The sequence below is a fragment of the Actinosynnema sp. NPDC020468 genome (genome assembly GCF_040642015.1).
Lineage (GTDB): Bacteria > Actinomycetota > Actinomycetes > Mycobacteriales > Pseudonocardiaceae > Actinosynnema.
In genome coordinates this window covers 92,046-108,948 of sequence record NZ_JBFAEO010000011.1, presented here as the reverse complement: position 1 = coordinate 108,948, position 16,903 = coordinate 92,046, and the positions used below count along the sequence as shown (strand labels likewise).

The 16,903-nt window shown below is 73.8% G+C and carries 19 protein-coding genes; 11 read left to right on the top strand and 8 right to left on the bottom strand.

Annotation, left to right across the window (positions count from 1 at the left end; all coding sequences use genetic code 11):
* Positions 1-67: 67 nt before the first annotated feature.
* The 4 genes from AB0G50_RS11060 to AB0G50_RS11045 all read left to right on the top strand — a co-directional run bounded on the left by AB0G50_RS11060 (position 68) and on the right by AB0G50_RS11045 (position 3,918).
* A complete protein-coding gene (locus AB0G50_RS11060) occupies positions 68-1,957 on the top strand; it encodes a histidine kinase (protein ID WP_360105268.1) in 1,890 nt (629 codons plus the stop codon).
* Entirely contained in the window at positions 1,927-2,586 is a 660-nt protein-coding gene (locus AB0G50_RS11055; RefSeq protein WP_360105265.1) for a response regulator transcription factor, read from the top strand. Before AB0G50_RS11060 ends, AB0G50_RS11055 begins: the two co-directional genes overlap by 31 nt.
* A gap of 82 nt (positions 2,587-2,668) precedes the next feature.
* Positions 2,669-3,736, top strand: a complete 1,068-nt coding sequence (locus tag AB0G50_RS11050; RefSeq protein ID WP_360105262.1) for an alpha/beta fold hydrolase — start codon at positions 2,669-2,671, stop codon at positions 3,734-3,736.
* The gene (locus AB0G50_RS11045) at positions 3,733-3,918 is read left to right on the top strand and encodes a hypothetical protein (RefSeq protein WP_360105259.1); all 186 of its coding nucleotides are present in this window, start codon (positions 3,733-3,735) and stop codon (positions 3,916-3,918) included. The genes AB0G50_RS11050 and AB0G50_RS11045 overlap by 4 nt, the downstream gene beginning before the upstream one ends.
* 10 nt (positions 3,919-3,928) lie before the next feature.
* Here the strand turns inward: AB0G50_RS11045 and AB0G50_RS11040 are convergent, their stop codons facing one another.
* Positions 3,929-4,783: an RNA polymerase sigma-70 factor gene (locus tag AB0G50_RS11040; RefSeq protein WP_360105256.1), complete on the bottom strand. Its 855-nt coding sequence runs from the start codon at positions 4,781-4,783 to the stop codon at positions 3,929-3,931.
* Between the two features lie 127 nt (positions 4,784-4,910).
* Here AB0G50_RS11040 and AB0G50_RS11035 point away from each other — a divergent pair, with 127 nt between their 5' ends.
* From AB0G50_RS11035 to AB0G50_RS11020, 4 genes are all read left to right on the top strand, one after another.
* Positions 4,911-5,663, top strand: coding sequence for an NAD(P)H-binding protein (locus AB0G50_RS11035; protein ID WP_360105253.1), 753 nt, complete (start codon positions 4,911-4,913; stop codon positions 5,661-5,663).
* A 386-nt stretch (positions 5,664-6,049) separates the two neighbouring features.
* Positions 6,050-7,798, top strand: coding sequence for a family 20 glycosylhydrolase (locus AB0G50_RS11030; protein WP_360105335.1), 1,749 nt, complete (start codon positions 6,050-6,052; stop codon positions 7,796-7,798).
* A 166-nt stretch (positions 7,799-7,964) separates the two neighbouring features.
* Positions 7,965-8,819: a hypothetical protein gene (locus AB0G50_RS11025; RefSeq protein ID WP_360105250.1), complete on the top strand. Its 855-nt coding sequence runs from the start codon at positions 7,965-7,967 to the stop codon at positions 8,817-8,819.
* Positions 8,816-9,532: a hypothetical protein gene (locus AB0G50_RS11020; RefSeq protein WP_360105247.1), complete on the top strand. Its 717-nt coding sequence runs from the start codon at positions 8,816-8,818 to the stop codon at positions 9,530-9,532. The genes AB0G50_RS11025 and AB0G50_RS11020 overlap by 4 nt, the downstream gene beginning before the upstream one ends.
* A gap of 39 nt (positions 9,533-9,571) precedes the next feature.
* Here AB0G50_RS11020 and AB0G50_RS11015 read toward each other — a convergent pair whose 3' ends face one another.
* Positions 9,572-9,901 (bottom strand): plasmid stabilization protein, encoded by a 330-nt coding sequence (locus AB0G50_RS11015; RefSeq protein ID WP_360105245.1) that lies wholly within the window; start codon positions 9,899-9,901, stop codon positions 9,572-9,574.
* 55 nt (positions 9,902-9,956) lie between these two features.
* Positions 9,957-10,103 carry a hypothetical protein gene (locus tag AB0G50_RS11010; RefSeq protein WP_360105242.1) on the bottom strand — a complete coding sequence of 49 codons (147 nt, stop codon included), beginning with the start codon at positions 10,101-10,103 and terminating at the stop codon, positions 9,957-9,959.
* A gap of 181 nt (positions 10,104-10,284) precedes the next feature.
* Here AB0G50_RS11010 and AB0G50_RS11005 point away from each other — a divergent pair, with 181 nt between their 5' ends.
* A complete protein-coding gene (locus tag AB0G50_RS11005) occupies positions 10,285-11,277 on the top strand; it encodes an NAD(P)H nitroreductase (protein WP_360105239.1) in 993 nt (330 codons plus the stop codon).
* A gap of 250 nt (positions 11,278-11,527) precedes the next feature.
* Here the strand turns inward: AB0G50_RS11005 and AB0G50_RS11000 are convergent, their stop codons facing one another.
* Complete coding sequence (locus tag AB0G50_RS11000; RefSeq protein ID WP_360105236.1) at positions 11,528-11,764, bottom strand: PLDc N-terminal domain-containing protein; 237 nt, start codon at positions 11,762-11,764, stop codon at positions 11,528-11,530.
* A 143-nt stretch (positions 11,765-11,907) separates the two neighbouring features.
* Between AB0G50_RS11000 and AB0G50_RS10995 the strand changes: the two genes are divergently transcribed.
* On the top strand, positions 11,908-12,399 hold the full coding sequence (locus tag AB0G50_RS10995; protein WP_360105233.1) for a Gmad2 immunoglobulin-like domain-containing protein: 492 nt from the start codon (positions 11,908-11,910) through the stop codon (positions 12,397-12,399).
* 25 nt (positions 12,400-12,424) lie between these two features.
* Here AB0G50_RS10995 and AB0G50_RS10990 read toward each other — a convergent pair whose 3' ends face one another.
* Positions 12,425-13,078, bottom strand: coding sequence for a protein DA1 (locus tag AB0G50_RS10990; protein ID WP_360105230.1), 654 nt, complete (start codon positions 13,076-13,078; stop codon positions 12,425-12,427).
* 61 nt (positions 13,079-13,139) lie between these two features.
* Here AB0G50_RS10990 and AB0G50_RS10985 point away from each other — a divergent pair, with 61 nt between their 5' ends.
* Positions 13,140-13,493 (top strand): hypothetical protein, encoded by a 354-nt coding sequence (locus AB0G50_RS10985; RefSeq protein ID WP_360105227.1) that lies wholly within the window; start codon positions 13,140-13,142, stop codon positions 13,491-13,493.
* A 34-nt stretch (positions 13,494-13,527) separates the two neighbouring features.
* Here AB0G50_RS10985 and AB0G50_RS10980 read toward each other — a convergent pair whose 3' ends face one another.
* The 3 genes from AB0G50_RS10980 to AB0G50_RS10970 are packed head-to-tail and all read right to left on the bottom strand — an operon-like array spanning position 13,528 to position 16,824.
* Positions 13,528-14,817 carry a hypothetical protein gene (locus AB0G50_RS10980; RefSeq protein WP_360105225.1) on the bottom strand — a complete coding sequence of 430 codons (1,290 nt, stop codon included), beginning with the start codon at positions 14,815-14,817 and terminating at the stop codon, positions 13,528-13,530.
* Positions 14,786-16,132 carry a protein phosphatase 2C domain-containing protein gene (locus tag AB0G50_RS10975; protein ID WP_360105222.1) on the bottom strand — a complete coding sequence of 449 codons (1,347 nt, stop codon included), beginning with the start codon at positions 16,130-16,132 and terminating at the stop codon, positions 14,786-14,788. Before AB0G50_RS10975 ends, AB0G50_RS10980 begins: the two co-directional genes overlap by 32 nt.
* Entirely contained in the window at positions 16,126-16,824 is a 699-nt protein-coding gene (locus AB0G50_RS10970) for a hypothetical protein (protein WP_360105219.1), read from the bottom strand. Before AB0G50_RS10970 ends, AB0G50_RS10975 begins: the two co-directional genes overlap by 7 nt.
* Positions 16,825-16,903 lie beyond the last annotated feature (79 nt).

Here is a 16,903-nt window from a genome sequence, read left to right as displayed (position 1 = left end):
TGGTTGACGCCCGCGCGCGCCGGGTCGGACAATGCCCGGTCCCGGGCTCCCCGTAGCGTGCGACCCCGTGGTGGTGTGGAGCGTCGTCGGCGGTGCGCTCGGCGTCCTGGCCCTGGCCGCGTGGGGCACGGTGCGGGTCGCGGTGGTGACGCTGGCCGCCGTGCTGTGCGGCGGCGTCGGGGTCGCCGTGCTCGCCGGCGTGCCCGCGCGGATCGCGCTCGGCGGAGGTCTGGTCGCGGCCGGCGCGGTGACCACGACGTGGGCGCTGGGCCGGTGGTGCCGACGGTGGTGGGCGGTCCGGTCCGCGACCCTGGCGCACCGCGCCGCGGCGGCGACCGTGCCCGACGCGGCGGCCGCCGCGGAGCGCAGGCGGATGGCGGCGGTGCTGCACGACGTTGCCGCGCACCGGTTGACCTCGATCGTGGTGGCGGCGGGCGCGGCGGCCAGGCTGGCCGACCCGGCGTTGCGCGCCGAGGCGATCCGGCACGCCGCCGTCGAGAGCCGGCGCGTGGTCGCCGACCTGGACCGGCTCGCGGACACCGACCGGCCGCCCACCCTGCCCGAGGTCGACGCGATCGCGGCGGGGTTGCCCGGAGTCGAGTACCGCCGGGAAGTGCCGGACGCACCGCCCGAGGTGGTGCTCGTGGTGTACCGGGTGGTGCTGGAATCGCTGACGAACGCGCTCCGGTACGCCTCCGGCGCGGCGGTGCGGGTGCTGGTCGAGGGCGACGGGACCGAGGTGGTGGTGACCGTCGCCGACTCGGGCGGCCGGGCCGCCGCGCCCGACGTCGGGTCGGGCCGGGGGTTGGCGGGGTTGCGGGAGGCGGTGGTCGGGTGCGGCGGCGGGTTCACCGCGGGCCGCGTCGGGACCGGGTGGACGGTGTGCGCCCGGGTACCGGTGACCTCGGCCGCGAGCCCGGACCGGCGCAGGCCGCTGGACTGGGTCGCGGTGCTGCTCGCGACCGCCACGTCGATCGGCTTCCAGCTGGTCGCCGACGACCCACTCCCCGGGGTGGCGCCGACCGCGGTCCTGCTGGCCGTGTACGTGCCGCACGCGCTGGCGGTCGGGTTCCGGCACCGCGCGCCCCGCCGCGCGGCGGCGACGGCACTGGGCGCGTTCTGGCTGTGGCTGGGGTTCGACCTGCTGTCGTGGACGCCGACACCGGCGAGCGACGGCTTCCTGGTGCTGTGCTGGGTCGACCTGGTGCTGGTGCACACGGCGGCGTCGGCCGGCTTCGCGCGGTCGTGGCTCGCGGCGGTCGCGGTCGCCGGCACGGGCGGGGTGGTGCTGGCGAGCGGTGCCGGGATCACCGGCGGTCGGGTCGCGGCGGCCGTCGTGCTGGCGGGGGCGGTCGCGGTGCCGGCGTTCGGGGCGTGGTTCGCGGGCCGGGGTGCGGGTCGGGGACGGCGACGGCGGGGCGCGGCGGTGGTGCGGGCACAGGCGGAGCTCGACCGGCGGGCCCGGGAGGCCGCGTCGGACGAGCGGCGGCGGATCTCGGTCGGCGTGCGGCGGCACGCGCGGGAGCACGCGCGGGCGGTCGCGGTCGCGGCCGAGGAGGAGCGGCTGGGGGTCGTGCTGGTGCGGGCGCGGGCCGCGGTGGTGGCGCTGCGGCGGTTGCTCGCGGTCGAACCGTCCGATGTGGACGAAGGGCCGCCGACGGTGGGCGGTGTCGCGGTGCTCGCCGAGCGGCGGCGGGCCGGGTACCGCCGGGTCGGCGTGGTGCGGGCGGTGTCGCCGGTGGTGGACGTGCTCGCGCACCGGGTCGCGGGACGGCTCGTCGGGCCCGGGTCCGCGGTGACGGTCGGCTACCTGGCGGGCGGGGTGGAGCTCGTGGTGGCGGGCGCCCGGCCGGACCGGCGGGTGCGGGGCGTGGTGGACGCGGTCGGCGGGCGGGTCACGGCGGAGAGGGATGGCACGATACGGGTGTGGCTACCCGATCCGGTCCCGTCACCGTGACCGTCGCCGACGACGAGGCGATCGTGCGCGCCGGCATCGCGGCCGTGCTGTCCGCCGAGCCGGACCTGGTCGTGGTAGGGCAGGACGCGGACGGCGAGGGCGCGGTGCGGCGCGCGGTCGAGCTGCGGCCCGACGTGTGCGTCGTGGACATCCGGATGCGCGGCACCGACGGCATCGCCGCCACCGCGCGGATCCGCGCCGAGGCGCCGGGGTGCGGCGTGCTGATCCTGACCACGTTCGGCCACGACGACTACGTGTTCGGCGCGCTGCGGGCGGGCGCGGCGGGTTTCCTGCTCAAGGACTCGCCGCCCGCGCGGATCGTGGACGCGGTGCGGGTCGTCGCGCGGGGCGGGGCGGTGGTCGACCCCGGGGTGACCCGGCTGCTCCTCGAGCACTGCCGGCCCTCGCCCACCGGCCCCGGTCCGACCGGGCTCACGCCACGCGAGACGACCGTGCTGACGCACCTCGCGGCCGGGTTGTCCAACGCGGAGATCGCGGCCGAGACGGGGTTGCGGCCGGCCACGGTGAAGGACCACGTCGCCGCGATCCTGGGCAAGCTGAAGGTGCGCAACCGGGTCCAGGCGGCCGTCGCGGCCTACGAGAGCGGGCTCGTCCGACCCCGGTCGTAGACTCCCCCGCCGGTCGGCGGGGGTCGGGAACGGTCCTCCGGCACGATCCGCCCGGCGGGTCGCCGACCCTAGCGTCCGGACCGTGCCTCGGATCATCCTCCGCCGCGTCGCCGGGTCGACGCTGCTCCTCCTCGCCCTGCTCGGCTCGCTCGCCGCGGGCGCGTTCGCGTTCCTGCTGACCGCGGCGCTCACCGCGACCGTCCCGCTCGTCGCCGGCACCGCGCTGGCGGTGCTCGCCGGTACCGCGTTCTTGTTGTCCTGGGCGGGTTTCCGCGTGTTCGGCGGCCTCGGTCTTCGTGCCGCCGTCTACTTCGCGGCCACCGCCGCGGTGCTGACCGGCGTCCTCGCCGCCACCACCGTCTTCGCGCCCGGCCCGGTCGTGCCGGGCTCGCCACCACCGCCCGGGGTCCGGTTCTGGGACCTGCCGACGGGTTCCCGCATCGCCTACCAGCACCTGCCCGCCGCCGGCACCGCGCGTCCCACCCCGATCGTGTTCCTGCACGGCGGTCCGGGCACGCCCGGCGAGGGCATCCCGGCCGCCGGGCGCGCGCTCGCCGCCGACGGCTACGACGTGTACACCTACGACCAGGTCGGCGCGGGCCGGTCCACCCGGCTCGCCGACGTCACCGGGTACACGGTCGCCCGCCAGGTCGCCGACCTGGACGCGATCCGCACCACCATCGGCGCGGACCGGTTCGTCCTCATCGGACAGTCGTGGGGCGGATCGCTGACCGCGCAGTACCTCGCGGCCCACCCGGACCACGTGGCGAAGGCGGTCATCACCTCGCCCGGCCCGATCTGGCGCGGCGACGTGGTCTCCGACGCCGACGAGGGCTCGCCGTGGACCACCGAACCCGACCTGACCCCGCGCGCCCTGGCGATGTTCCTCCTCCTGGACCAGAACCCCCGGGCCGCGCACGCCCTGGTGCCCGACGCCGAGGCCGACACCTGGATGCACGACCTGGTGCTCACCGGCAAGGACGCCACCGGCTGCCCCGGCCAACCACCCGCCCCGCGCACGGCAACATGCAGGGCTTCTACGTCAACCAGCTCACCAACACCGACTTCGCCCGCATCCCCGACCCCCGCCCGGCGCTGCGCCGGGTCACCGTGCCGACCCTCGTCATGCGCGGCGAGTGCGACTTCGTGAGGTGGCCGATCACCCGCGACTACCGCGCGACGCTGCCCGCCTCGACCCTGGTGTACGTGCGCGGCGCGGGCCACTCCATCGCCACACCCCAACCCGAGCTGTACCTGACCCTGATCCGGAACTTCCTCGCCGACCGCCCACTCCCCCTGCCCGACTACGCGGCGGACGCACCGCCCCGCTAGCACCCGGGCGTCAGCCGACGGCGGCGAGCTTCTCCGGGTTCATCATCCAGAAGATCCCGTCGATGCCGTCGGCGGACGCGGCCACGGTCAGGACCGCGAACGTGGTGCCGTCCCGGCGCAGCAGGGCGGCCTCGGCGCCGTTGACCGACGACCACCCGATCTCCACGTCGGTCCAGAAGTGGCCGGCGAAGGCGCGCACGTACTTCGCCACCGTGGTCGCGCCGCGCACCGGGATCCGCGAGGCGCGGACCACGCCGCCGCCGTCGGAGTGGCTGACCACGTCGGCGGCGAACAGGTCCTCCAGCGCGGTCAGGTCGCCCTCGCGGGCGGCGGCCACGAACGCGGTCAGGAGGCGGCGTTGTTCGGGTGCCGCCACCGGGGCGCGGCGGCCGTCGGCGAGTTGTCGGCGCGCCCGGCTGACCAGTTGCCGCGCCGAGGCCTCGGTGGCGTGGACGATCTCGGCGATCTCGGCGTAGGAGTAGTCGAACGCCTCCCGCAGCACGTACGCCGCGCGCTGGGTCGGGGTGAGCTTCTCCAGCAGCACCAGCACGGCCACCTCCAACGCGGCGTCGCGTTCGGCTCCCAGTTGCGGGTCGGCGGAGGTGTCGACCGGTTCGGGCAGCCACGCACCGGCGTAGACCTCGTGCCGGGCCCGCGCGGTCCGGCTCTCGTTGATCGCGAGCCGGGTGGTGGCGGTGGCGAGGTAGGCGAGCGGGTCGCGCACCGACGCCCGGTCGGCGGCCCGCCAGCGCAGCCACACGTCCTGGACCAGGTCCTCGGCGTCGGCCGCGCTGCCCAGCATCCGGTAGGCGATGCCGAACAACCGGGGTCGCGCCTGCGCGAACGCCGCGTCGGGCTCCGGCATCGGACGTCCTCTCGCCACCGTGCGGTCCGGTCGGATCGTAGCGCTGTCACAAATCCGCGCGCCGTCTTGTCCTGGTGGGTGAAGGGCGTCCCGGAACGGCCGGGACGCCGGTGGAAGGAGCCACGTGATGAAGGTCGTCGTGATCGGCGGAACCGGCCTGATCGGATCGGGTGTGGTCGCCCGGCTCGGCGAGCACGGGCACGAGGCGGTGGTCGCGGCGCCGTCGACCGGGGTCGACACGATCACCGGCGAGGGTGTCGCCGAGGCGGTGCGGGGCGCGGACGCGGTGGTCGACGTGTCGAACTCGCCGTCGTTCGCCGACGAGGACGTGCTCGCGTTCTTCCGGACCTCGACCGGCACCCTGGTCGAGGCCGCGAAGGCCGCCGGTGTCGGCCACTACGTCGCGCTGTCGGTGGTGGGCGCGGACCGCGCGCCGGACTCGGGCTACCTGCGCGCGAAGGTGGCGCAGGAGCGGTTGATCCGGAAGTCCGGGCTGCCGTGGACGCTGGTGCGCGCCACGCAGTTCTTCGAGTTCGCGGCCGGCATCGCGAACTCGGCGACGGTGGACGGCGTGGTGACGCTGTCCGACGGCGCGGTGCGGCCGGTGGCCGCGGCCGAGGTGTCCGCGCTGGTGGCCCGCACCTCGGTCGGCGCGCCGCGCGCGGACGTGGTCGAGATCGGCGGTCCCGAGGTGCTGGGCCTGGACGGCTGGATCCGGACCGCGCTGGCGGCCCGGGGTGACGCGCGGACCGTGGTCACCGACCCGACGGCCCGCTACTTCGGCACCGTGCTGGACGACAGGACGCTCCTGCCCGGGCCCGACGCGGTGACCGGCGAAACCCGGCTGGCGGACTGGCTGACCCAGGACACCCACCGCTGACCCGAGCGGAGGCGGGCACGCCCGGGTACCGCCACCCGACCGGCGTGCCCGCCGCCGTGCCGCCGCACGCGCCCTGCTGCGCCCGCACCCGACCACCTGCGCCCGGCCGGGTGCACCGCCACCGACGGGAAGCCCGAACTCCTTGCCACCACGGGACATCCGGGCCTGCCGGGACGGCCGCCGACCTCGGATCCGCGACCGTGAACGGGCGTCGCCGACGGCCCGGCCACCGAATGGTCCAGACCCATTGACGTGAGTTGTCCGGTTCCGCGAACGTGTGACGGGCTTGGCCGCCTTCCCGTCCCGAGGAGGAACCAACGGTGAATGTCCGACATCGGGTGGCGCGCGTGCTCGCCGCCCTGCTGGTGGTCGGCGGGGCCACCGTCGTGTGGAGCTCCGGCTCCGACACCGCGTCCGCCGCCGCGTCGCTGCAACGCCTCGTCCCCGCACCCGTCTCACTCCAACCCGACGCGCGCGGCAGACACGTGCTGTCCGCGTCGACCAGGATCTACACCTCGCCGGCCGCGCACGCGGTCGGCGAGTACCTCGGTGGGGTCCTCCGCCCCTCCACCGGCTACCCGCTGCCCGTCCGCAACACCTTCGCCACCCCCGACCGGGGCATCGCGCTGCTGCTCGGCGGCGCGCCCCGCTCGGTCGGCGACCAGGGTTACCAGCTCGCCGTGACCCGGTCCGCCGTGACGATCCGCGCCAACACCACGACCGGCCTGTTCGCCGGCGTCCAGACGCTGCGCCAGTTGCTGCCGCCGGAGATCGAGAAGCGCGACCGGCAGCACGTCACCTGGACCGTGCCCGGCGTGCGGATCACCGACTACCCGCGCTTCGCGCACCGCGGCGCGATGCTCGACGTGGCACGGCACTTCCACCCGGTCGCCACCGTCAAGCGGTACGTCGACCAGCTCGCCCTGTACAAGATCAACTACCTGCACCTGCACCTGACCGACGACCAGGGCTGGCGGCTCCAGATCGACGGCTGGCCCAACCTCACCGCGCACGGCGCGAGCACCCAGGTGGGTGGTGGGCCCGGCGGCTTCTACACCAAGGCCCAGTACCGGGAAATCGTGAAGTACGCGGCCGAGCGCAAGATCACCGTGATCCCCGAGGTCGACCTGCCGGGGCACACCAACGCCGCGCTGTCCTCCTACGCCGAGCTGAACTGCGACGGCGTCGCGCCGCCGCTGCGCACCGACATCGAGGTCGGCTACAGCTCGCTGTGCGTGTCCAAGGACGTCACCTACAGGTTCGTCGAGGACGTCATCCGCCAACTGGCCGCCATCACGCCGGGCGAGTACCTGCACATCGGCGGCGACGAGGCCAAGGCGACCACGGACGCGGACTACCAGACCTTCCTGGACAAGGTGCTGCCGCTGGTCGGCAAGTACGGCAAGAAGGTCGTCGGCTGGCACGAGTTCGTCAAGACGACCACCGACACCTCGGCCGTGCCGCAGTACTGGGGCACCACGACGACCAACGCGGTCGTGCAGGCCGCCGCCGCGCGCGGCAACAAGGTGCTGCTCTCGCCCGCCAACAAGGCCTACCTGGACATGAAGTACGACGCGTCCACCCCGCTCGGCCTGAAGTGGGCGGGGTACGTCGAGGTGCGGACCGCGTACGACTGGAACCCGGGTGCGTACCTCACCGGTGTGCCGGAGTCGTCCGTGCGCGGCGTCGAGGCGCCGTTGTGGACCGAGACCATCGTGACACCGGCGCACATCGACTTCATGGCGTTCCCGCGCCTGCCGGCCATCGCCGAACTGGGCTGGTCGCCGTGGTCCACGCACGACTGGGAGAGCTTCAAGGTCCGACTGGCCGCCCAGGGCGCCCGCTGGACCGCACTGGGCATCGACTGGTACCACTCGCCGCAGATCCCGTGGACCTCGGCGCAGGCCGAGGCCTTCGACCAGACGACCACGACGACCACCGCGTCCACCTCGCCCTCGGGTCCGACCGCTCCGACGACCACGACGCGGGTCGTCGGCACGTGGAGCGCCGGGACCGCGTACAAGGTGGGTGACTACGTGACCTACCAGGGCAACCGCTACCGGTGCCTCCAGTCGCACACCGCCCAGCCCGGCTGGGAGCCGTCGCTGGTGCCGGTGTTCTGGGTGCCGGCCTGACGCCCGGCGGCCGTCCGGAGTGGAGTCCGCTCCGGACGGTCGCCGTCGGACGGTGGTAACGAAGCGGGCCGGTGCGGCGAAGTGTGACTGATGAAGATCGTCCGCACGTCGCGGACGGGAGTCATCACGTGCTCGCCGCCGCCCACCGGACTCCGAGGAACCCCAGATGGCACAGGACGGAAACTTCAAGTTCGTCGTCACCCAGGACCAGCCGTGCCCGCTCGCCGACGGCCAGACGGGGCAACTGATCCTGCGCGCCGACATCTACGCCGCGAAGATCAACGCGGATGTCGAGCAGGCGGCCGTCTACGTCGACCTGAGCGAGTCGACCGTCTCCGCGGTCACCCACGTCGAGGGTGACGCGACCCCCTCCGACATGGCCTGGAACAACAACCAGGACCAGGGCTACTTCGTGGAGCGGATCGCCGTGCTGGTCAAGGCGACCACCCAGGACGGCGAACAGCTCGAGCTGAGCCAGAACTCGCCCCAGACCACCCACGAGCGGGGCACCGTGGCGAGCCACGTGGACTACTCGATCGGCGCGGACCAGGCCGCGAGCATCGGCTTCTTCGGCGAGGAGCCGACCGGGTCCGTCACCGCGGGCGTCCACGAGGGCATCTCCTGGGGCAACTCGTACTCCAAGGAACTCCAGGCGTTCGAGGTCGACAACCAGTCGAGCGACACCGAGGCCGCGCACTACTACAACCTCACCGCGCACAGCCACGGCCGCTACGACGACTGGCAGTCCCTGATCCACAACGACATCACCACGATCGGCATCGGGCACATCGACCTGGTGCACGCGGTCGACCGCGGTTGCGTGTCGAACGTGCCGATCGCCTCCCAGGCGGTGTTCTACCTGCCGCGGCTGACCGGCGAGCAGCACCTGACCGTCGAGATCTCGATCACCGCCACGTTCCGCCGGGTGTGGGCCGAAACCAAGGACTTCCTGCTCGGGATCGAGGCGCACACGGACGCGATCGAGTCGACGGTGTCCGCGGCGAAGGTGCTCTACCCGTGACCGCGCCCGCCGAACCGACGCCGCTCGCGGAGTGGGACGCCGTGGAGCCCGGCGTGCTGTACCGGTGCCAGCAGCCGGGCTACGAGCCGCGGCTGGACCGCGACACCCCGCACGCGTTCACCGACGCCCAGATCCTCTTCCTGCGCGCGCACGCGATCAGTCTCGTGCTGTCCGCCAACTCGATCGCGCTGGAGGACGCCGACGTCGCGGCGTTGCGGGACGCCGGGATCGACTACCGGCACTTCCCCGTCACCGACTACACCGCGCCCACCCGGGACCAGGTGATCCGGGCGTCCACGGCCTTGGCCGCGAACAGCCGCGACGGTGGCGCGAGCCTCGTGTACTGCGGTTTCGGGCACGGGCGCACCGGAACCTTCGTGACGGCGTGGGAAATCCTCACCGACCACCCGCTCCGGCAGGCCGCCGCGTCCGTCCGCGAGCTGTGCGAGGCCAACCACGTCGAGCGGCAGACCCAGAGGGACCTGCTGGAGCGACTGGACGCCACGTCCCGCGGCCTGCTGGCGGACGACGGGTCGAGCGAGTCGGACTCGTCCTCCGGGTCCGACGACACCTCGGACTCCTCCGACACGTCCTCCGACACCTCGTCGGACGACACGTCGTCGGACTCGGACTACCGCCCGGACGACGACGGCGGCGAACCCGAACGCGGCGGCGAGGGCCGGATCGGCACCGGGGTGGCCGACGGTCGGTGACGCGGTCCGCCGGTCGTGGGCCACGACCGGCGGGCGGGGTCAGCGGCCGAGCGCGGCGGCCAACTGCTTCTTGGTCATCTTCGACCGGCCCTTGACGCCGCGCTGCCTGGCCTCGTTGTAGAGCTGGTCGCGGGTGGGTCCCTGCGGCCCCTGCCGCTTGCCCGACCGCAGCCCGCCGCGTCGTTGCGAGGAGATGTCCTCCAGGGACGAGCGGCTCGCGGTCTTGGACTCCCCTGCCCGCGCCCGGTTCTTGTTCACCGTGCGGGCCGCGATCTCCTCGGCCTGCGCGGTGGACTCGCCGCGCTTCTCCGCGGACTCCTTGATGTGCTCGTACTGCCGTTCCCGCTTGGCGCTGAACCCACGTGGCATGACGACCTCCCGCCCGTCGGTTACCCCGCCACCCGCCGTCCACACCCGACGGCCGTCAGCGGTCGGTGTCGGCGGGCTCGACGGGCGCGAGCAGCTCGTCCGGGCGCACGAACAGCGTCAGCAGGTCGTGGCGGGACACCACGCCGATGCGCCGGCCGCCGCCGTCGACCACCGGCACGGCCTCGGTGTCGGGTTCGGGCACGGGTTCCTCCCGGGTGTCGCGGGGTCTCCTCCGCGGACCACGGTCGTCCTGCGAGGTGAGGCGGGCCAGAGTCGTTGGTCCACTCCCGGTCCTCGATCGGACGGGACTTCCGGCTCTGCGCGGGCGTGGTTCGGCGGTGCCACGGTCGGTGCGGGGACCACGAAGCGCGGAGGTGAGCCGGGTGGACCGCGGTCGGCCGGACGACGAGACGATCAGGGCGGCGATCGCCTTCGCCTGCCGAGCGCCCTCGGTGCACAACACCCAACCGTGGCGGTGGACGATCGGCGACCGCGGCGTGCACCTCCACGCGGACCCGACGCGGCGGTTGCCGGTCACCGATCCGACCGGGTCCGACCTGCTGCTGGGGTGCGGCGCGGCGCTGCACCACCTCCGCGTCGCGCTCGCCGCGCTGGGCCGGCACGCGGTGGTGCACCGGCTGCCGAACCCCGCCGAACCCGACCACCTGGCGGCGGTCGAGTCCACCACCCGGCGCCGTCCGACCGACGCGGACGTGGCACTCGCGGCCGCGGTGCCCCACCGCCGCACCGACCGACGCCGCTACTCCTCGTGGCGCGTGCCCGCCGCGGTGCTCCGCCGACTGGAGGACCGGGCCGCCCGGGAAGGGGTGGTGGTCCGAGAGATCGTCACACCCCGTGCCCGCCACGAGCTGACCGCGGCCGTCGAGATCGCGGCCGTGCGCCAGGATGCGAACCCCGCGTACCGGTGGGAGTTGCGGGCGTGGTCCGCCCGGCACGCCACGCCCGACGGGGTGCCCGCAGGCAACGCGCCGCCCGGCGTGCCGCGACACGGCGACCTGCGGCTCCGCGAGTTCCCCGGCGGGGAGCTGGTCGACGGGCCGTCCGGCGAGTGGGAGGACGACGGCGCGTCCCTGCTGGTGCTCGGCACGTCGTCGGACGACCGTCGGTCCGCGCTGCGGGCGGGCGAGGCGATGAGCGCCGTGCTCCTGGAAGCCACCGCCGCCGGTCTCGCCACGTCCCCGCTGAGCCAACCGCTGGAGATCCCCGACACCCGCGCACACGTGCGGGACGCCGTGCTCGACGGCACCCTGCACCCTCGGATGGTGCTGCGCGTCGGCTGGGCCGCCTTCAACGCCGACCCCCTCCCACCCACACCGCGCCGCCCGCTGTCGGAGGTACTCGGCGGCTTGGCCTAGACCGACACCACGCGGCCGTCGAGGTGCCGCGCGCCGTGCCCCAGGCGGTGCGAAGCCTGGCCGACGCCGCGCCGCCCACTGCCGGGGGTCCTCGGGCCGCTCCAAGCCGGGCGACACCCGACCGCCACCACCCGCCCGCCATCGGAGGAGTCGCTTCGCCTGCTCCAGGCCGCGCGACACCCGGCGGGTACTACGCCGCCCACCGCCGAAGGTGCCCGGCGCGGTCCGCCCCAAGCTGTGCGGTGCCCGGTCAGCGCTCTCGGTGTTCGGCCTGGGCCGGGCGGCGGCCCCAGCGGAAGTACGAGAGCGGGCCGACGAAGTTCACGCCGATGAGGAGGGCCCAGAGCTTCTTCGGGCCGTTGACCCGTGCCGCCGGTCGGGTCGCCAGGTCCGCCCACGCCGCGGCGGCCAGTGCCACCTGGACCGAGCCCAGCGCCAGCACCGCGGCCCGTTCGACCGGACCGAGTTCGCTCCACTTCTTCTTCACGCCCCCGATCCTGCGCCCACCTCGCCCGCTCCGCCAGGCACGGCGCGGCACCCGGTCGGGCGCCCGTCCGCCGGGTGACCGGTGGTGGCCCGCGCCGCCCGCCCGGACTACGGTCCGCGCACCGACCGCGGGAGGGTGCCCCGATGTCCATCCACGTGCAGCAACCGAGGACGAACGACCTGGTGGGAAACCGGATCCTGATCGGCGGAACGGCCGGCGGCGCGTTCGAGGCCGCCTTCGGGTTCCGGGTCCACGACGGGCACGACGAGGTCACCGGGTTCTTCACCGCGGGCGACGGCGCGGGCGGGCACGGCCAGTTCCAGGTCACCGCGAACGTCTCGGGCGCGGCGTTCACCCTCGACCGGGTGACCGTGGAGGTCTTCCACACCTCGCCCGAGGACGGCGCGGAGCTGGACAAGCAGGTCGTCCAGGTCGTGCTGGGCCCGCGCGTCCTGCCCGGCTACCGCGCCTACCTGGAGCACGTCGTCGCGCCGGGCGACACCCTCTGGGCCCTGTCCACCCGCTACTACGGCGCCGGCAACCTCTTCCACCGGCTCGTCGCGGCCAACCCGGGCACCGTCACCGATCCGAACGCGATCAAGCCCGGCGACCTGATCCGGGTGCCGCGCACCTGACCATCCACAGTGGACACCCAGGCGATCACACCGCCCCGGTCGCCTCGACCCGGCGCACCACCTGCGCGGGCGCCAACCCGCGCGCCCGCCGCGCCACGTCGCGATAACCCTTGCCGTACAAGGGATCCGGACTCTCCGCCATGCCGCGCAGCAGGTGCTCGGCGAGCGGGCCGCCCCGGTGCGCCAACCACCAGCTGCCCACGAGTTCGCACGTCCCCTCCTCCACGGCCGCCGACCGGGTACCGGGGCACCGGGCCAGCCACGCGTGCGCCATCTCGTGCGCGAGCACCCGGCCGAACCCCGTCGCAGGCAGCCCGGACACCACCTCCAGCGACACCACGCGCGCCGACCGGCCGAACTGCACGACCCGGGTGAGCCCGTGCACCGCCTGGCCGCCGAGCGTCAACCCGGCCGGCCCGGCGAGCGACACCCTCACCCGGTTCGGCAACGAGATCCCGTAGGAGTGCAGCAGCGGCCGGACGAGCGCGACCACGCCGCCGACGTCGGACTGCCGGTCCACCGCCGACCGCGAACACCGCGCGCAGCGCACCCGCCCGTCGGCCAGCACGGTGCGGGCCCGCGCACCCGTGCCACCGGTGACGGCCTCGCAGCTCCAGCACGGCGGACCTCCCGCGCAGCCTTGGCACAGCGTCTCGCCGAAGTGGTCCTCCACCCACACGAACCGCAATTGTCGTTGGCACACAACGCATTCGTCCGCTCTCATCGACTAGACTGGCCCGATGAGAGCGGATGTGGTGCTCGCGCGGTGCGGTCGGGACTCGGCGCTGTACGGCCTGCGGGTCGAGCAGCGCCCGGACGCGTGGTACGTGACGTGGGCGTTCGCCCTGGACGAGAAGCGCGCGAGCGGCGAGAAGTACGGCGCCGCGGACATCTCGGGGCTGCTGCTGACGGCCGACGACTTCCCGGGGTGCCCTCGCTGCAAGGTCGACTCCTTCGTCAAGTGCGGGCTGTGCGGCCGGTTCACCTGTTGGCGCGCCGGCGAACGGCGGTGGCGCTGCCGGTGGGCGCCGTGCCGGTCGCACGGCGCCCCGAGCGGGTCGATCAGCTCGTTCTCCACCCGGGGCGACCGCTGACCGCGGTGGGGTCCCCGCCCGAGGACCCCACCGCTCACTCCTCCACGACCGCCGTCGCCGCCCCGAACTCGATCTGCGTGCCCTGGCGCAGCGCGATCGACTGACCCGGCGAGATGGGTCGCGTCGCCGCCGCGCCGGGCGGGGTCGCGTACCACTGCGAATCGGTCAGGTTCTTCAACCCGTACAGGTCCTGCGTCGGGTGCTTGGCGAGCTTGGCGAGCGCCTGACCCACCACCGCGGTGCCGTCCTTGACCGCGAGGTGCCTGGCGAACAACTGCGTGTCCGGGTTCAGCACCACCACCTGCTTCCCGTCCAGCACCAACCTCGGCGGGGTGCGGAACACCCGGCGGCAGCCCCAGCACGCGGCGCCGGGGTTGCCCGCGGTGTAGAAGTTCTCCCGCTTGCAGTTGTCGCAGGCGAAGATCGCGTCGAAGGCGGAGAACAGCGCGCGTTCCCACGTCCCGAACGACGGCCGCAACCCGGGGTCGGCCATGCCGTCGGTGAACACCTGCGTGAAGACGTCCCGGATCTCCTGCGGGTACAGCTGCCAGAAGATCGGCGCGTTCACGTGCACCCCGCCGACCGGCCGGTTCGTCTTGTTCACCGGGTCGAAGATGAACACCGGGTCGTCACCGTAGATCCGCTTCATCGCCGCGGCGTCGAACACGTGGATCCGCGCCTCGGCCGCGCCGTGCAGCGGGTGGTCGTTCATCAGCAGCAGGAACAGCAGCACCGCCATGGAGAAACCGTCGGTCAGCGCGGCGGGCTTGACCTCGCCGCGGACGATCTCCGGCGCCATGAACCGCGGCGTGCCCAGCACCCGCGGCGCCGTCCGCTTCGAGCCCACGTTGTCGTTGTCGCAGATCAGCACGTCACCGGTGGCCGGGTCGACGAACAGGTTGCCGTCGGAGATGTCGCAGTAGAACAACCCCTTGGCCTGCAACGCCTTGAACGCCGCCACGATGTGCCCGGCCGCGCGGACCAGCTCGCGGAACCGGATCTTCACCTTGCGCCCGAGCACCTCGGGCATGCCCGCGTAGGCCTTGGGCCGCAACGGCATCACGTAGCCGAAGTCGCCGTCCCGGAACACGACGTCCTCGGGCCACAGGAACGCCCGGGACGGTGACCTCGCCTCGACCAGCGCGGTGATGTTCTCCCGCAGGTCCGCCGTCTGGAACTGCGGCAGGTACCACTTGATCGCGACCTCGCGACCGTCGGGCGTCCGTCCGGAGTAGACGGTGCCCTGACCGCCGGAGCCGAGCACCGCCCCGACGGTGACCGCCACCCCGGACTCACTGCTGAGCTGCTCTCCCGCTGTCAGCATCGCGTTCGCACTCGTTCCCTTCCGATTCCGGGGCGGATTCCGCCGGACTGGATTCCTCTGAAGTCGGTTCCCCCAGGGCGGATTCCCCTGGAGCGGATTCCCCCGGAGTGGATTCGTCCGGTTCGCCCGGAGCGCGTTCCTCTTCCACGACCTCGTGCATCGCCCCGCCGGGCCGGTCGTCCGGAGGCTCCTCCACGACGGGCTGCTCCACGGCGGGCGCCTCGGATCGGACGGGTGCCGCGCGCACGGGCTCGGCGACGTGGTCGCCCCGACCACCGCCGACCCACGCCAGCGCCACGGTCATGTCGTCACCGCTGCCCCGCCGGGACAACTCGGGCAGCCACCGGGTCAACCCCTCGGCCACGTCGTCGCCCCGCCGCGCCCGGACCACCAGGTCGTCGCAGAAGTGGAGGAACTCGGCCTCCGACGGGTAGGAGTTCGGCAGGCCGTCGGTGGTCACCAGGAGCGCGGACGGCAGGTCGCTCTCGGCGAGCGGGTCGGTGTCCACGACCAACCGCCGGTCCGCGTCGTCGTCGCACAGCGACGGGGTCTCGTTCGCGAACGCCTCCGCGGGCGGCTCGACCAGGCGCTGCGCCCGGCCGTCCACGAACCGCAGCATCGCGCCGTCGCCGATCCGCAGCCAGTGCACCGACGTCGGCCCGACGAGCACGGCCAGCAGCGTCGTGCCGTACGCGCGGGCCTGCCAGCCGCCCAGCGTCGCGACGTCCCAGGTCGGGTCGGACGGCAGGGGCAGCGGCCCGAGCCGCTCCGGCGCCAGGTCCCGGCGCTTGCCTGCGTACTCGGCGAACCAGTGCAGTTGCAGGTACGTCTGGTAGTTCCGGTCGTGCCGACCCTCGCCGACGACCTTGTCGAGGAACCGGCGCAACCCCGGTTCCCGGTCCAGGTCGGCGAGCCGCGGCGGGTTGTCCACCAGGTCGGCGTGCACCAGGTACCGCCACGACGGCACCAGCCGCCGGGCCTCGGTGTCCCACAGGTCGGCCAGCGTCTTGATCGTCGGCGTTCCCCCGACCTGCCGGAGTTCCCGGTGGAACGACGCGACGACCTGCCGCGCCGCGGCGACCGCGAACGCCGCGCCGCGATCGCTGCGGAAGCAGTGGTCCGAGCCGTGGCCGTCCGCGACCACGACGAACGCCCACGCGCCCTCGTCCAGGACCTCCGCCGTGCCGGCGTCCTGGCACGGCGCCCCGCTCCTGAGGTGCGCGGCGCCGGTGGTCGAGTGGTGCGCGGTACGCCACGACCGCGCGTCCGCGTCCGGCTGCCCGCGATCGACCCAGCGCCGGATGAGGTTCACCACACGTCGTCCTGGTTGGCCAGGGTCGGCGCGGGCGGCGGAGGCGGCGGCGGGGTGCCGATCACCTGCGTGCCGACGGGTCGGCTCGCGGGCGCGGACGCCGACTTGAGCACGGTGGTCGACGCGTACCTGATGAACCGCACCAGATCTTCCGGGTTCTTCGCGGTCAACGGCTCGATCTCGGGGTGCGCGATGAACTTGCGCAGCACCTCCAGGTCCGCGTCGTCGCCGATCGCGATGGCGATCCGGACCGCCCGCTTGCCCCACGGCTCGTTCAGCAGCGCGCGCAGGCCGCTGTCGAAGTCGTCGGTGGGCTGGCCGTCGGACACCAGCACGATCACCGGCGGCAGACCGCGCTCGGGCATGTTGCCGACGGACAGCTCCGCCGCCATCGCCTTGAGCGCCGAGCCCATGTCGGTGATGCCGCTGACCGGCACGTCGGTCCAGCTGAAGTCCTCCAGCGTGATCGGCTTCGGCGTCATCCAGCGGAAGCCGGAGCCGAAGGTCATCGCCCGGATCTCCACGGCCGCGTGCGGGTTCTCCCTGGCCGAGGCCTTCATGGGGTCCAACGACTCGCGGATGGCGTGGTTGAGCGAGCCGATCTTCTCGCCCGCCATGGAGCCGGACACGTCCAGCATCCAGAAGAAGCGGAGCGGCCGGTGGGAGACGGCCCCGCCGGGAAGGTCTGACGTCACAGCGAACTCCTGTCCGGGGTGCCGGTGCTCCCGTGCCTCGCGCCGGCGCCCGAATCGGTCGGATCTGGTGGAACAGTGC